General features: G+C 68.7%; 13 protein-coding genes. 8 read left to right on the top strand and 5 right to left on the bottom strand.

Annotation, left to right across the window (positions count from 1 at the left end; genetic code table 11):
- The first annotated feature begins 85 nt into the window (after positions 1-85).
- The 8 genes from TMO_RS22255 (at position 86) to TMO_RS22220 (ending at position 9,719) form a co-directional block, all read left to right on the top strand.
- Entirely contained in the window at positions 86-1,240 is a 1,155-nt protein-coding gene (locus tag TMO_RS22255; protein WP_014753054.1) for an acyl-CoA dehydrogenase family protein, read from the top strand.
- A complete protein-coding gene (locus tag TMO_RS22250; RefSeq protein WP_014753053.1) occupies positions 1,237-2,268 on the top strand; it encodes an acyl-CoA dehydrogenase family protein in 1,032 nt (343 codons plus the stop codon). The genes TMO_RS22255 and TMO_RS22250 overlap by 4 nt, the downstream gene beginning before the upstream one ends.
- A gap of 203 nt (positions 2,269-2,471) precedes the next feature.
- Positions 2,472-4,649, top strand: coding sequence for an acetate--CoA ligase family protein (locus TMO_RS22245; protein ID WP_014753052.1), 2,178 nt, complete (start codon positions 2,472-2,474; stop codon positions 4,647-4,649).
- Positions 4,650-4,741: 92 nt separating this feature from the next.
- The gene (gene dctP / locus TMO_RS22240; protein ID WP_014753051.1) at positions 4,742-5,779 is read left to right on the top strand and encodes a TRAP transporter substrate-binding protein DctP; all 1,038 of its coding nucleotides are present in this window, start codon (positions 4,742-4,744) and stop codon (positions 5,777-5,779) included.
- Between the two features lie 108 nt (positions 5,780-5,887).
- A complete protein-coding gene (locus TMO_RS29895; protein ID WP_014753050.1) occupies positions 5,888-6,490 on the top strand; it encodes a TRAP transporter small permease subunit in 603 nt (200 codons plus the stop codon).
- Positions 6,491-6,502: 12 nt separating this feature from the next.
- Positions 6,503-7,792 (top strand): TRAP transporter large permease, encoded by a 1,290-nt coding sequence (locus tag TMO_RS22230; protein ID WP_014753049.1) that lies wholly within the window; start codon positions 6,503-6,505, stop codon positions 7,790-7,792.
- Positions 7,793-7,821: 29 nt separating this feature from the next.
- On the top strand, positions 7,822-8,703 hold the full coding sequence (locus TMO_RS22225; protein ID WP_014753048.1) for an SDR family oxidoreductase: 882 nt from the start codon (positions 7,822-7,824) through the stop codon (positions 8,701-8,703).
- Positions 8,703-9,719 carry an aldo/keto reductase gene (locus tag TMO_RS22220; protein WP_041607357.1) on the top strand — a complete coding sequence of 339 codons (1,017 nt, stop codon included), beginning with the start codon at positions 8,703-8,705 and terminating at the stop codon, positions 9,717-9,719. The genes TMO_RS22225 and TMO_RS22220 overlap by 1 nt, the downstream gene beginning before the upstream one ends.
- A gap of 17 nt (positions 9,720-9,736) precedes the next feature.
- Here TMO_RS22220 and TMO_RS22215 read toward each other — a convergent pair whose 3' ends face one another.
- From TMO_RS22215 to TMO_RS22195, 5 genes are read right to left on the bottom strand one after another with little or no spacing between them, the layout of a single operon-like run.
- Complete coding sequence (locus TMO_RS22215) at positions 9,737-10,738, bottom strand: class I SAM-dependent methyltransferase (protein ID WP_014753046.1); 1,002 nt, start codon at positions 10,736-10,738, stop codon at positions 9,737-9,739.
- A 23-nt stretch (positions 10,739-10,761) separates the two neighbouring features.
- Positions 10,762-11,844, bottom strand: coding sequence for an NAD(P)H-dependent flavin oxidoreductase (locus tag TMO_RS22210; RefSeq protein WP_051045586.1), 1,083 nt, complete (start codon positions 11,842-11,844; stop codon positions 10,762-10,764).
- Positions 11,841-12,845: an aminoacyl--tRNA ligase-related protein gene (locus TMO_RS22205; protein ID WP_014753044.1), complete on the bottom strand. Its 1,005-nt coding sequence runs from the start codon at positions 12,843-12,845 to the stop codon at positions 11,841-11,843. Before TMO_RS22205 ends, TMO_RS22210 begins: the two co-directional genes overlap by 4 nt.
- Positions 12,846-12,887: 42 nt before the next feature.
- Positions 12,888-13,142: a hypothetical protein gene (locus tag TMO_RS22200; RefSeq protein ID WP_014753043.1), complete on the bottom strand. Its 255-nt coding sequence runs from the start codon at positions 13,140-13,142 to the stop codon at positions 12,888-12,890.
- A complete protein-coding gene (locus TMO_RS22195; protein ID WP_145978367.1) occupies positions 13,139-14,047 on the bottom strand; it encodes a diiron oxygenase in 909 nt (302 codons plus the stop codon). The genes TMO_RS22200 and TMO_RS22195 overlap by 4 nt, the downstream gene beginning before the upstream one ends.
- Between the last annotated feature and the right edge of the window lie 575 nt (positions 14,048-14,622).

The following is a 14,622-nucleotide window of genomic DNA, read 5'->3' as shown; positions in this document are numbered from 1 at the left end:
GCATGAAGGCGGAGGTATGCCCGCCAGCCGGCGGGACCTCCTGGCCGCGCGCTTTCGCCGTGCGCATCCCCCGGAGAGAGCCGAGATGCAGGAATTCACCTTCGCGCCGACGGCCATGCCGCCGGCCGCCGAAGCCATCAGGACCGAGGTCCGCGCCTTCCTGACGGAGGCACGCGACACCGGCCTCTACACGCCCAGACGCCATTCCTGGTCGAGCTTCGACCCCGCCTTCAGCGCCGAATGCGGCCGCCGCGGCTTCATCGGCATGACCTGGCCCGAGAGCTATGGCGGGCGCGGGCGGTCGGCCCTGGAACGCTATGTGATGACGGAAGAAATGCTGGCCGGCGGCGCGCCGGTGGGCGCCCATTGGGTGGCCGACCGCCAGAGCGGCCATCAGATCCTCCACCACGGCAGCGAACGCGCGAAACGCGAGATCCTGCCGAAAATCTGCGCCGGCACCTGCTTCTTCGGCATCGGCATGTCCGAACCGGATTCAGGCTCCGACCTTGCCGCCGCCCGCACCCGCGCGGTGCAGGTGGATGGCGGCTGGCGGATCACCGGCCGTAAGATCTGGACCAGCAACGCCCACCGCGCCCATTACCTGATCGTGCTGGCCCGCACCGCGGCGCGCAGCGACAGCAACCGACACGCGGGTCTCAGCCAGTTCATTGTACCTTTGGATGCAGAGGGCATCGAGGTGCGGCCGATCTACAATCTTTATGGCGGGCACGATTTCAACGAGGTGGTGTTCGACGGCGTCTTCGCCCCCGACGACATGATGATCGGCGAGGAAGGCAGCGGCTGGACCATGGTCACCGGTGAGCTGGCCTTCGAACGCTCGGGCCCCGACCGGTTTCTCAGCACCGTGCAGCTGCTGCTGGAGATCATCGACGGATCGGGCCCGCAGCCCGACCGCATGGCCGCGGTGGAGATCGGCCGCAAGGTGGCGGAACTGGCGACGCTGCGCCGGATGTCGACCTCCATCGCCGGCATGCTGGACCGCGACCTGCGCCCGGCGACCGAGGCGGCGCTGGTCAAGGATCTGGGCACCGCTTTCGAGCAGTCGATCCCCGAGACCGCGCGGCGGCTGCTGGCGCTGGAACCCCGGATCGACCGCGAGGATGCCGACCTGGCCGCCCTGCTGGGCCACACCGTCGTGGCGGCACCGGCCTTCACCATCCGCGGCGGCACCCGCGAGATCCTGAGAGGCATGATCGCAAGGGGGCTGGGCCTCAGATGAGCGACGATATCCTGGACATGATGCTGCGCACCGTCGACCGGCTGGTCGCGGTGGAGGCGACCCGCGATATGCGCGAGGGCGCCGACGGTGGCAGGTTCCCCGAACGGTTGTGGCAGGCGATGGAGACCGCCGGCATCACCGATGCCGACACCATCGACGACGACATGACCGGCCCAGCCGAGATGCAGGCCCTGGTGCGCCATGTCGCCCGCCACGCCCTGCCGGTACCGCTGGCCGAGGTGATGGCCGCACGCCGGCTGCTGAAGACGGCAGGGCTGGGCGAGGCCGCAGAAGGGCTGACGGGGATCGGCACGGCTGATGCCGGAGCGATGGCGCTGGAAGGCGGGCAGCTGACCGGTACGCTCCGCCGGGTACCCTTTGGCCGCCATCTGTCGCAGGTGGTGTTTGCCGCCCGCGACGGGCGCGGCGCGGAACACATCGTCGTGGCGGCGCGGCCGGCGGCGGTCTCTGCCGACATCAACCTGGCGGGCGAGGCGCGCGACGACCTGGTCTTCGCAGGCGAGGCACCTGTCGCCTCGGCGGCGGTCGAGGATGCGGCCGACCAGGTGCTGGCGATGGGGGCGGCCTTCCGCGCCGTCCAGATCGCCGGCGCCCTGTCGGGCGCGCTCGCCCAGGTGCTGACCTATGCGGGCGAGCGTGAGCAGTTCGGCCGCCCGATCGGCAAGTTCCAGGCGGTGCAGCACATGCTGGCGGTGCTGGCGGCCGAAACCGCGGCGGCGAGTGCGGCGGCCGAGATCGGCTTTGCCGAAGACGGCAGCAGTTCCTCCTTGCGTGCGGCGCTCGCCAAGTCGCGCACCGGCCAGGCGGCGACCGAGGGGGCGGCGCTCGCTCACCAGATCATGGGCGCCATGGGCTTCACCCGCGAACACCCGCTGCACTATCAGACCCGCCGGCTGTGGAGCTGGCGCGACGAGTTCGGCAACGAGGCACAGTGGCAGGAACGGCTGGGCCGCAAGATCGCAGGCCAGGGCGGGGATGCGCTGTGGCCGATGTTGACGGGGCTGTAAGTCCCTCGGCCCAAGCGGGCGCTTCCGCGCCCTTGGCCGCCGCCGAGTCTGTTAGTCCCTCGGCCCAAGCGGGCACTCCGTGCCCTTGGCCGCCGCCGCAATGGCGGCTTGCAGCCGCGCAAGGTGCGCGGCTGCCGCTAGCCGGTGCGGCCGGTGCCTCCCTCCCCCCAGACGCTCCTCCCCAAGATGGTGATCCGTCCGACATGACCACCACAACTTCCCAAAGCGCCGATATCGCCCGCCTGCTCTCCCCGCGGCGGATTGCGGTGGTCGGCGCCTCCGACGATATCGTGCGCATTCGTGGCCGGGTGCTGCATCTGCTGCTGAAGCGGGGCTATACCGGCGAGGTGTTTCCCGTGACCCCCAGCCGGGCCGAGGTTCAGGGCCTGAAGGCTTATCCGCGGGTGGGTGACGTGCCGGGCGGGGTGGATCTGGCACTGGTCGCCGTGCCGGCCAATCTGGTTCTGGGCGTGCTGGAAGACTGCGCCGCGGCGAAGGTGGGCGCGGCGGTGATCTTCTCGTCGGGCTTCGCCGAAGAGGGCGGCGAGATGGCCGAGGTTCAGGCGCAGATGGTGGCGCTGTCGCGCCGCACGGGCCTGCGCATCATCGGCCCCAACGCCATGGGCTTCTACAACATCCTGGACCGCACCGCCGCCACCTTCAGCCCGGCGGCCGAGATCGCGCCGGTCGATGCGCCGGTGCCCGCGCAGGGCGTCGCCGTGGTCGCCCAGAGCGGCGGGCTGGGCTTCGCGCTCTATAATCGCGGCGTGCGCCGCAGCCTGCCCTTCACCCATGTCGTCGCCACCGGCAACGAGGCCGATCTGGAGGCGCTGGATTTCGCCGATGCCCTGCTCGACGACCCCCGGGTCGCGCAGCTGATGATGTTCATTGAAGGGGTGAAGAACGGCGACAAACTCATTCCGGTAGCACGGAAAGCGGCGCGTCTTGGCAAGCCGGTGATCATGGCCAAGGTCGGCCGCTCGCCGGCGGCCCAGCGCGCCGCCGCCTCTCATACCGCCAGCCTCACCGGATCGGATGCCGCCTATGACGCGATCTTCGATCGCTATGGGGTGATCCGCGCCGACGACCAGGACGAGATGATCGACATCGCCGCCGCCTTTTCGGTGGGCAGCCTGCCGCGCGGTCGGCGGGTGGCGATCGTCACCTCATCGGGCGGGTCGGGATCGTGGATGGCAGATGCGATCGAACAGGCCGGGCTGACTGTCCCGCTGCTGTCTGAAGACCTGCAGGCCCGCATCCGGCCGCTGATCCCGAGCTATGGTGCCACCCAGAACCCGGTCGACATCACCGCCCAGGGGCTTTCCGCCTTCGACACGGTGATCGAGGCCCTGGCGGACAGCACCGAGGCCGATGCGGTGGTGATCGTGGCGCCGCTCGGCAGCGTTGGGGCGGTGGAGGCCTTCTCGCCCGAAGCGCTGAAGGCGGCGATCGCCCGGGCCGGCAAGCCGGTGGTGTTCTATTCCTACACCCCGCCCGCCCCCGAGGTGGCGGCCCTGATGGCCGGGCTCGGCACCACCATCTTCACCACCTTGACCGGCTGTGCCGCAGCCCTGGCCCATCTGGTGCGCTATCGCGAGGCGGTGGAGCGGCTGGGCCGGGCCGGGCCCGAGACCGCCGCTGCTCCCGACGCCCGCGCGGCGCTGGCCGGGCTGCCGGCGGACGCCTGCCTGCTGACCGAGGTTCAGGCCAAGCGCCTGCTCGCCACCGCGGGCATTCCGGTGACCGAGGAAGAACTGGTGACCGGCGCCGATGCGGCCGTCGCCGCGGCCGCCCGGCTTGGCGGCCGGGTGGCGCTGAAGCTGATGTCGCCGCAGCTGCCGCACAAGACCGATGCCGGCGCCGTGCTGCTGAATATCGAGGGCGAGGCAGCGATAAGGGATGGTTATGCCCGGCTGACCGGCCCGGTCGCGGCCGCCCTGCCCGGCATCGACATCCACGGCGTGCTGGTCCAGCGCATGGCCGCACCGGGGGTCGAGATGATCGCCGGCGTCACCGTCGACCCGGATTTCGGGCCGCTGGTGATGGTGGGCGCGGGCGGCATCTTCGTCGAGATCCTGAAGGATGTCGCGGTCTCCCCCGCCCCGGTCGACCGGGCGGAGGCGCTGCGCATGATCGGCCGGCTGAAATCCGTGGCCCTGCTGGAGGGCGCCCGCGGCCGGCCGCGGGCCGATATCGAGGCCCTGGCCGATCTGGTGGTGCGGCTGTCCGATCTGGCGCTCGCCACCGCCGACCGGGTGCAGGAAATCGACGTGAACCCGATCTTCGTGCGCCCGGACGGGGTGGTGGCGGTGGATGCCCTCGCCCGCCTCGCCCCCGCCGCCGCAGAAACACCCCGACCACTTGCCGCCGCCGGGGAGTGATCCCGGCGCGGAACCAACGACCACACCAACGACAACGCCGGGCAGACCCTCCGCAAAGAAGAGGGTCGCCGGCACTGGGAGGAAGAAAACCCATGTCATCCTGGACCCGCCGGCTTGCCGGCGCCGCCACCTTCGTCGCCGCGGCAGTCGCCCTGACCACCGGCCCTGCGGCCGCCGAAGACCCGATCACGCTGCGCGTCGCCCATTCCTACCCGACCCGCCACACCGGCGCCATCGCGATGGAATACTGGGGCAAACTGGTCGACGAACAGTCGAACGGCCGTCTGAAGTTCGAGATCTATCCCGCTGAACAGCTTGCGAAATCCTCCGATCTGCTCGATGCCGCGATCAACGGCATCTCGGATATTTCCTATGCGGCACCGCTCTATGTCTCGGACCGCCTGCCGCTGTCGACGGTCTCGGCCATCCCGCTGGTCGGCAACAAATCCGACCCGCGCGAACAGGGTGCGGCCTATTCGGAACTCGCCCTCGGCACGCTCAACGAGGTGGAATACGTGCCCCAGGGCGTGCGGGTGATCCAGGCCTCGGTCACCCATGCCTATCAGCTGATGACCACCAAGACCAAGATCCTGACGCCCGACCAGCTGAAGGGCGTAAAGCTGCGCTCGTCGGGCGGCATTCAGGAACGCAGCGTCGAGGCGCTGGGCGCCATCGCGGTCGCCATCCCGGCGCCGGATCTCTACCCCGCGCTGCAGCGCGGAACGGTCGACGGCTCGCTGTTCAACATCCCGACCGCGGGCGGCTACAAGCTGGAAGAACAGCTGCGCTATTCGACCAGCAACCTGAATTTCGGCCTGTTCCCGACGCTCTATGTGATCAACGAAAACGTCTGGCAGAAGCTGCCCAAGGATCTTCAGGACCTGCTGATCAAGACCGGCAAAGAGATGGATGAATACGTCCAGAAGCTCTATGTCGAGCGCGCCGAAACCTTTGCGGCCGACCTCGCGAAGCGCGGCGGCGAGGTCTATGCCATCCCGGCCTCGGGCGTGCCGGTCTGGGCCGGCAAGCTGAAGCCGGTTCAGGCCGCCTGGGTGAAGGATTATGACGGCCGCGGCCTGCCCGGAACCCGCGTCTTCCATGAATGGGAAGAGCTGATGACCAGCCGCTGAGGGCCGGCACCGGCACCTCTGCCGCACCGGCAGGCCCCCTTCGGGACCTGCCGGCGCTGCCGCATTTCCCCTTCGCAACCCTGCCCGCCCGGGAAGGAGACGCGCCCCATGAGACTGATCGACCGCGCGGTCAGCCATCTGGAAACCCTGCTCGACGGTGCCGCGATGGCGGCGCTTATCCTGATGATGGTGCTGACGGTGGCAGATGCCGGCGGCCGCTATCTGTTCGCCTCGCCAGTGACGGCGGCTTACGAGATCACCGAATTCTATCTGATGATGGCCGTGGTCTTCTTTGGCCTCGCCGGCACCGAACGGGTCGACGGCCATGTCCGGGTCGACCTGCTGCTGAACCTGATGCCAGTGCGGCTGCGGCTCGGCCTGGACGTGGTCTACATGATCGCGGCCGCCCTGCTGTTCGCCGCCATTGCCTGGAAGTCCGGCGATACCGCCTGGATGAACTTCAAGGCCAATCGCTGGACGGGCGGCGCCATGCCGCTGCCGACGGCCCCGAGCTGGGCGCTGGTGGCGATCGGATCGGCCGTGCTGGCGCTGCGCCTGGTGCTGCGCGGCGTGGCCCTGGTGCCGCATGTGGTGGACGGCCGCATGCCGGCCCTGCCCCATGACGCGCCGGCGGACGAGGCCATGCCCCAGGCACCGGCGGATGCCGGGCCAGCGGTACCGATCCGCGACCACCTGCCCCGGACGAATTGAGGAGACGCCCCGATGGAAGTCGCCCTCCCCATGATGGCGCTGGTGGTGCTGATCTGTATCGGCATGCCCATCGCCTATGCGCTGGGTGTGACCGGCGCGGTCGGCGCCGCGATGGCGATCGGCTGGATCCCGACCCTCGGCGTGCTCCAGACCACGCCCTATCGCACCGCCGCCAATTTCCTGCTCTCGACCATCCCGCTGTTCATCCTGATGGCGGAACTTCTGGCCCGGTCGTCGATCGTGGCCAATCTCTACCGGATGTGCTTCCTGTGGATCGGCCATGTCCGGGGCGGGCTGGCGCTCGCCGCCGTGGTCGCCTCCACCGGTTTCGCGGCGCTCGCCGGCTCCAGCACGGCGGCCGCGGCTGCGATGGCGCGGATCTCGGTGCCTGAGATGCGCAAATACGGCTATGACGACCGGCTGGCGGTCGGCACGGTCGCGGTGGCGGGCACGCTGTCGATCATGATCCCGCCCTCGATGGGGCTGATCATGTATGGCGTGCTGACCGAAACCTCGATCGGCAGCCTGTTCATGGCCGGGGTCATCCCCGGCGTGCTCACCGCGATCGCCTATGCCACCGTCATCCTGGTCTGGGTGAAACGCCGGCCCGAGATTGCACCGGCGGCACCCAAGGCCAGCCGGCAGGCGCGCATGGCCTCGATCCTGCCGGTCTGGCCGGCGGCGATCCTGGTCTGCCTGGTGCTGGGCGGGATCTATTCGGGCGCCATCACCGCAACCGAAGCCGCCGCCGTAGGCGCGGCCGGCGCGCTGGTCATCGGCCTCGGCTGGGGCGGTCTGGGGCGGAAGGAATTCGGCGTGGCGCTGCGCCACACACTGCGCTCCACCGCCATGATCTTCGCGATCATCATCGGCGCGATGATCTTCGGCTATTTCCTGGCCGCCACCCGCGCCCCCCAGAACCTGATCGACTGGGTCGGCACCCTGCCGCTGCCGCCCTGGGGCATTCTGCTGGTGATCATCGCCATCTATCTGCTGCTCGGCTTCTTCATCGACCAGCTGGCGATCATCATCCTGACCCTGCCGCTGACCTTCCCGCTGGTGATGTCGCTGGGCTACGACCCGATCTGGTTCGGCATCATCGTGACCAAGACCGCCGAAATCGGGCTGGTGACGCCACCGCTGGGCATGAACGTCTTCGTGGCCTCGGGCGCCGCCAATACCAAGGTCGAGGTGGGCTTCAAGGGGGTGATGCCCTTCCTGGTGGGCGAGGTGATCGTGCTGGCGCTGCTGATCGCGCTGCCGGAACTGAGCCTGTATCTGCCGGGGCTGGTGGCGTATTGAGCCGTTATAAGAACTCAAGGAGCTGATCCATGTTCGCATCCGGGCTTCTTCAGGGCCGTCGGGCGCTGATCACCGGTGGCGGGTCCGGGCTGGGGCTCGCCATTGCGCGGCGCTATGCCGAACTCGGCGCCGATCTGGTGCTGGTGGGGCGGCGGGCCGCCGTGCTGGAGGCGGCGGCAGAGGGTATCCGCGCCGACCACGGCGTGGCGGTCGACTGTTTTCCGTGCGATGTCCGCAACGCCGATGCCGTCGAAGCGATGATGGACCAGGCCTTCCAGAGCCGGCCGCTCGACATTCTGGTCAATTCGGCCGCCGGCAACTTCCTGGCACGGTCTGAAACCCTGTCGCCGCGGGCGATCGATGCCGTGGTCGATATCGTGCTGAAGGGCGGGGCCAATGTGACGCTGGCCGCCGGCCGGCGCTGGATCGCCGCCGGCATGCCGGCCGCGGTGCTGTGCATCCTGACCCAGTCGGCCCTGACCGGCGCGCCCTACAAACTGCCCTCGGCCATGGCCAAGGCGGGGGTGCTGGCGATGATCCGCTCGCTGGCGGTGGAATGGGGGCCGGCGGGGATAAGACTGAACGGCATCGCGCCCGGCCCCTTCCCGACCGAGGGCGCCTTCGGCAGATTGCGGCCCGAAGGCACCGACCTGCCGCCGGCCGAGGCGGGCGTCGCGCTGGGCCGCACCGGCCGGCCGCAGGAACTGGCGGATCTCGCCACCTTCCTGGTCTCGGACGGCGCCGGCTATATTACCGGCGAGGTGCTGGCGATCGATGGTGGTCGGCGCCTGGAAGGCGCCGCCGGCCCGGAACTTCCCGCCCTGCGCAGCTGGACGCCCGAAACCTGGGCGGCGCTGCGCAATCTTGGACGACAGCCTGCCGCAGCGACCGGCGGAAAGGAGACGGCATGATGTCCCGCGAGCTTCCGACAGTCCCGCTGGGCCGGGGAGGGCCGGCCGTGCCGGTGCTGGGCCTGGGCTGCATGGCGATGACCGGCAGCTATGGCGCCCGCGACGCCGAGGAGGCCCTGCGCACCATCCACCATGCCGTCGACCGGGGCGTGACCCTGATCGACACGGCCGACATGTATGGCTGGGGCGCCAATGAGGAGCTGGTCGGCCGGGCGCTCGCCGCCCGCCCCGACCTGCGGCAGCGGGTGCAGATCGCCACCAAATTCGGCTTCGTGCGGCCGGATGGCGGCGGCGATCTCCGCGGCATCGACGGCCGGCCGGAACGGGTGCCGCTGGCGCTGGAGGCGAGCCTCCGCCGGCTGGGCACCGATGTCGTCGACCTCTGGTATCTGCACCGGCTGGATCCGGATGTGCCGGTGGAAGAGACCGTCGGCGCCATGGCCGACGAGGTGCGGAAGGGGCGGGTGAAACAGATCGGCTTGAGCGAAGTTTCACCGGCAACCCTTAGAAAAGCCGCAGAAATTTACCCGATCGCCGCGGTGCAGAGCGAGTTTTCCTTGGTCTCTCGCGACCCGGAAAATGGCCTGCTCGCCGCCTGTGCCGAGACCGGCACCAGCTTCGTTGCCTATGGCGCGCTGGGCCGCGGCCTGCTCGCCGGATCGGTCGGCGGCGGCGGGCTTGCGGCGGATGACGGGCGGAAGATCTACCCCCGCTTCGCGCCCGAAAACCTTGCCCGCAACGCCGACCTCGCCGGCCGGCTGGCGGCACTGGCCGCGGAACGCAACACCACACCGGCCGCCCTGGCGCTGGCCTGGGTGCTGGCGGCGGGAACGGAGGCCGCCCCGGTGATCGCCCTCTTCGGCGCCTCGCGGCCGTCGCGGGTGGACGACAATCTGGCGGCGGCTGGACTCCGGCTGACGGAAGAGGACCGGGCGGCGATCAGTGCCGCTGTGCCGCCCGGCCTCGTTGCCGGGGAACGGTATGCCCCCGACCGCATGGCAGCGATTGATCGCTGACCCTCAGGCCCGGACCATCAGGCCCTTACCGCGGTCACCATCGACAGGCCGGACTTGCCGACCGGGCCGGTGGTGACCTCGGTGAAGCCTGAGCGTCCGGCGAGTGCCGCCATCTCTTCCAGCGTCCGGCTGTGGCCGCCACTCCACAGCGCGAGCGCTGAAAGGTTGTGCAGGGTGGCGAAGAGCGGCCCCGTCCGGTCGGGCTGGACGAAATGCCCCTGCACCACCACCCGCCCGCCGGGCCGGAGCGCATCGCGGGCGCGGCCGAGCATCGACAGGCAGACCGTGTCGCTTTCCTGGTGCAGCACGTTCGACATCAGCACCAGGTCCAGATCCTCGCCGAAACGATCCAGGCGGTAGTCGATCACCCCGGTATCGATCCGGCCGGTAAGGCCGTGGGCATCGACCATCGCCCGGGTGATGTCGAGCACCGGGGTCAGGTCGAGAACGGTCAGCTTCAGCTCCGGCGCCGCATTGGCGAGCGCGATGGCATAGGTTCCGGCGCCACCGCCGACATCGACCCCGCGCCGCAGCCCTTCAAGCGGAATGGCGGACGGCAGTTCCGCCGCCCCGCGGCGGGCATATTCATGCATGCCCAGGATGAAGTCGCGCATATAGGCGGGGTCGTCCCCCAGCCGCAGGCCCTGATCCTCGACCGTGGTGCCGCTGCGCACGGCATCGGCCAGCCGGCTCCACGGCCGGGACCAGCGGCCCATCACCCGCACCCAGTGGATGAGGGTATCGGGCGAACCCGAGGTCAGCAGCTTCGTCGCCATCTCGGTGTTGCGATAGCGACCGTCGGTCTCGGGATCGCGGGTCAGCAGCCGGAGCGCCACCCCGGCATCGAGCAGCCGGACCATGCCATCGGTCGAGGCGGCAAGCCGGTCGGCGAGCGTCGCCGCCCGTGCCGGCCCTTCGGCCAGGGCGTCGAAGACGCCAAGCTCGGCCATGGCATAAAGCGGCTGTCCCTCCCAATAGCCGAAGGCGAGCCGGCTGAGGGTCATGAAGGCGATGTCCATCAGATATCTCCCGGAGGATCTTTTCAGCCGGCCCGCGCCGTAACGGGCGTGACGGGTGCAGCCGTGACGGTCGGGTCCGTCGCCGACGCGTTGCGGCCGGCCGCGAAACCGGTCGCCAGACGGGCGACGATGGCAGCGGCGGGCTCGATCCGGGTGACGGCATCGCACCCCGTGCCGCAATAGAGCGCCATTTCCTCGATCCGGCCCGAGCTATGGATGGTCGGCACGGCGGCAGAGCCGCGCGGTACCGGATAGGGCCGGCCGAACAGGACCGTGCGGCCGATGAAGGCGGGCTCGGGTGGCACTGCCGCCTCGGTCACCGCATTGCGCAGCACCCGATGCGGCCGGCCGGGCCATCCGATCTCGAAACGGTCGCTGACCACGGTATCGGCCGAACAGGCCGCCATCACCTTCGCACGGTAGACATCATGCGCCGCACTTTCCGATGCGCAGATGAAAGCCGTGCCGGCCAGCACCGCATCGGCACCGGCCGCCGCGGCCGCCGCAGCAGCTTCACCCGACGAGATGCCGCCCGCCGCAATCACCGGAACCGCCGGCAGACGTTCCACCAGCGCCGCGACCAGATCGGCCATCGGCCGGCGCGACAGATGGTGACCGCCCGCCTCGTGGCCCTGGATGATCAACTGGGTGGCGCCACGATTGACCGCCTCCACCGCATCGAACACGCTGCCGATCTGCACGATCACCTCACGCCCGACATCGCGTGCGGGGGTGATCGCTGCCCGTGGCGGCAGGCCATAGAAGCTGATGAAGGGCGGCGTCTCTGCCGGTGCCGCCAGCACTGCCCGTACCTGATCGACCAGCACTGCTTCCGAGACGACCTCGGGCACCAGATTGATGCCGAAAGCGCGCCCGGTCAGGCCGGCCGTCTCGGCGATCAGGGCTGCGATCTCCTGCGGCGGATGCTTGTAAAGCCCGACGATGCCGGCGCCGCCGGCCTCGGCCACGGCTGCGACCAGCCGTGGCCCGGCGATGCCGCCCATCCCCGCCTGGAAGACCGGCAGGGCTGCCCCGACCCTGCCGGCTGCCCGCCCGGCCGCCCCCTCACCGGGGGCGGACCGGGGGGCCGGAGCGTCGGCGTTCACGCCTCCGCTCCGGCGGGGGTGCGCTTGCGCGGCGCCTGGGCGACATCGGCCGAGGGCGGTGACACCATCGAGCCGGCATCGAGGCCGAGTGCCGCATCCTCGGCGGCCTCGTCGGCGATCGCGACCTCGAGCGCCGCCCGCGCGCGGCGGGCATCGCCGCCATGCTGATCCAGCAGGGCATGCATCCAGCGCTCCAGACCGAAGGCGACACAGCCGCTGAAGGCATGTTCACCATCGGCCGTGCGGATGTCGCACCGCTCGCCGAAGAAGTTGCGATGGAAGTTGACCGAGGCGATGGCGAGCGAGCCGCCATAGACGAACTCTTCCTTCACCGGGAACAGCTTCTGCATGGCGGTGCGCGCCGCATCCGCCGAGAAGAACGGATCGGTCGCCGCCTCAATTTCGAGTGGCAGATCGAGCCGGTCGGCGAAAGCGCGGATCTTCGCCCGGAAGGTCTTCAGATGCGCCTTGACCGCATCCTGCGGGCCGACGCAGACGATCTCACGCATGCTGAAACCCATCAGCCGGCGCAGACCGTCGTAATGGGTCTCGCGGCGGAAGCAACGACCGATGGTGGTGGTGAAACGGGGGCCGTCGAGCCGGCTGCCGCGCAGGTCCAGATAGATGTTGTAGCAGGCGGCGGTGGGCAGCAGATGCGTGGCATCGGTCAGCCGGTCGCCCGCAATCACGCCGACCGGGCCGGCCTTGGCCTCTTCCGCCACCGCCGCCTGATGCGGTTCGGCGATACCGGCGGTCATCACGCCCAGATGCGGGAAGTTGTGGAAGAAGTCGAGCGTGTCGAGATCGGCCGCACGCATCAGCGGCGGGTAGATCATCGGCCGGGCCGGAACCCTCCGGGCCCAGGACCGGATGTGATCATCCAGCGCGGTCATCAATTCGGTGACATCGGGGCCGAGCGTCACCAGCCCGTCTTCGGCCGCACGATAAAGGGGGGTATCCGCCGCAGCCTGGCCGTGGCCGCAATCATGTTCGGTGCACATCGGGGGAACTCCTCAGGATCGTCCTCAAGAGGGTGCTGCAGATCAGCCGGCAAGGAACGTGCTGCGGATAGCCGCCAGACTGCGGAAGGCATCGACCGAGACGCCGTCGAGCAGGTTCGACCGACCGGTGACCTCTTCCAGCAGAAAGACGAATTCCATGAAGTCCAGGCTGTCGATCACCCGGCTCTCGATCAGGTCCATGTCGTCGGGGATGGCCTGGAGTTCGGGATTGCGGGCCAGAAGCCACTCGAGGATACGGGCCTCGGCGTCGGCGGCGGGGGTGAGGTCGGTCATCATGCGGCCTCCCGTACGGGGCGGAGGATACCGGTGGCGGTCATGAAGTCGGTGGTCCGGCGCAGCACCTTCGCATCGAAGGCGGCGCGGGCCGGATCGGCCATCAGGCGCCGGCGCAGAACCAGCGGTTCGGCGATGCCGGCATCGCGATAGACGTCGGGCGAATAGAAGCCGCGCACGCTGGCGGTCATGTAGCGGCGCAGATACTCCGACACCTTGTCGAGCAAGGCCTCGTCACCCTTGGCGCGCAGTTCGTCGTGCAACAGCACCATCAGCTTGCGGCCGAAAGCGATGTGGCGGCTTTCATCGACATGGTGGACGTGGTTGATCTTGCGAATGGCCGGGTCGAGCCGCTCGTCGGAGCCCATCGCCGTGTTGTAGAAGTCGACGATCTCTTCGAAGATCGTGATTCGGGCGAAGGTGAGGAAATTCTCGATCGCCGGGTCGGTCGCCGTCTCGATCCGCACCTGGCGGTCGGGATAGAGCTTGCCGGCATAGCGCATGCAGAACTCGGCGAAGAACCACATGTGGTCGTTCTCTTCGCCGACGAAATGGTGGAAGAACTTCGATGCCACTTCATAGCCGGGCTCGTGCAGACGGGCGATGACCGCCTGCAGCAGCTCGCGGATGCCATGCACGTTCAGGCTGTAGAAGTTGATGCTCTCCCACTTGGCGAGCCTGCGGAGGGTGTCCTCGTCAAGCTCTGCTCCCATCTCGGTCCCCGAGACCGAGAGCAGTTCAGGCGACATCCACCAGCTGTCGGCGTCGATGGCGTCCGGCCAATCGAAGCTGCGATAAGGGTTGTAATAGCCGTCGACGGACAGCTGCGACAGGCGGTCGATCGCCCGGGCGAAGGCGGGTTGGGCGAGCACGCCCGGCGATGCTGGCACGGTGCTGGTCTGAAGCATGATGATCCCCTTGGCCGGCAGCGCGGCCCAGGCCCGCCACCGGTTCGATCGATTCCAGATGTTCAGGGTGAAATGTCGATCTGCCTGCCGGGCCGGCGGCGGCACCTCCCGATTGCGCGCGGAAGGCACGAGCCTGGCCGGACCGTGGCAGCCGGCTCAGCGTCTCGTGAAGGCGGGCAGGAACATGATCATATCTTGCGTCTCCCCGTTCAGCCCGGAAATCGATCCGTTTTTTTATTGTCAGGGACAGCTGTCGACTATGGGTCGCCAACAGCCGCTCGAACGATCGTTCCAGGCGTTATCCATTCCATAAATACAACCACAGGACGGGCGATTCAATCCGTCATCTCAAAATAATTGACGTAAGGTCCATATAATGGACGATGTAAAGGCATGTCACATCGACCTCCAACGGCTCCCATCTCCGTGGATCCGCACACCATATGACAGGATAATCCGGCTGTTTTCGCAAAAAAGGCCAGCAATTCTGTCCAATTTTGCGGAATGGCCATCGATCAACGGATGGAATCGTTGTGCCTGTTTGCAGGCGTGCCGGCACCGGCATCCTTTCATCC

Source organism: Tistrella mobilis KA081020-065 (assembly GCF_000264455.2).
Lineage (GTDB): Bacteria > Pseudomonadota > Alphaproteobacteria > Tistrellales > Tistrellaceae > Tistrella > Tistrella mobilis.
This window is presented reverse-complemented; position numbering and strand designations above follow the sequence as displayed.

What these genes read in the sequence shown, in the direction of transcription:
- TMO_RS22230 (WP_014753049.1), top strand. Translation starts at nt 6,503, where the DNA reads ATGGAAGTCGCCCTCCCCATGATGGCGCTGGTGGTGCTGATCTGTATC.
- TMO_RS22195 (WP_145978367.1), bottom strand. Translation starts at nt 14,047, where the DNA reads ATGCTTCAGACCAGCACCGTGCCAGCATCGCCGGGCGTGCTCGCCCAA.
- dctP (WP_014753051.1), top strand. Translation starts at nt 4,742, where the DNA reads ATGTCATCCTGGACCCGCCGGCTTGCCGGCGCCGCCACCTTCGTCGCC.
- TMO_RS22215 (WP_014753046.1), bottom strand. Translation starts at nt 10,738, where the DNA reads ATGGACATCGCCTTCATGACCCTCAGCCGGCTCGCCTTCGGCTATTGG.
- TMO_RS22250 (WP_014753053.1), top strand. Translation starts at nt 1,237, where the DNA reads ATGAGCGACGATATCCTGGACATGATGCTGCGCACCGTCGACCGGCTG.
- TMO_RS22205 (WP_014753044.1), bottom strand. Translation starts at nt 12,845, where the DNA reads ATGTGCACCGAACATGATTGCGGCCACGGCCAGGCTGCGGCGGATACC.
- TMO_RS22225 (WP_014753048.1), top strand. Translation starts at nt 7,822, where the DNA reads ATGTTCGCATCCGGGCTTCTTCAGGGCCGTCGGGCGCTGATCACCGGT.
- TMO_RS22255 (WP_014753054.1), top strand. Translation starts at nt 86, where the DNA reads ATGCAGGAATTCACCTTCGCGCCGACGGCCATGCCGCCGGCCGCCGAA.
- TMO_RS29895 (WP_014753050.1), top strand. Translation starts at nt 5,888, where the DNA reads ATGAGACTGATCGACCGCGCGGTCAGCCATCTGGAAACCCTGCTCGAC.
- TMO_RS22200 (WP_014753043.1), bottom strand. Translation starts at nt 13,142, where the DNA reads ATGATGACCGACCTCACCCCCGCCGCCGACGCCGAGGCCCGTATCCTC.
- TMO_RS22245 (WP_014753052.1), top strand. Translation starts at nt 2,472, where the DNA reads ATGACCACCACAACTTCCCAAAGCGCCGATATCGCCCGCCTGCTCTCC.
- TMO_RS22220 (WP_041607357.1), top strand. Translation starts at nt 8,703, where the DNA reads ATGTCCCGCGAGCTTCCGACAGTCCCGCTGGGCCGGGGAGGGCCGGCC.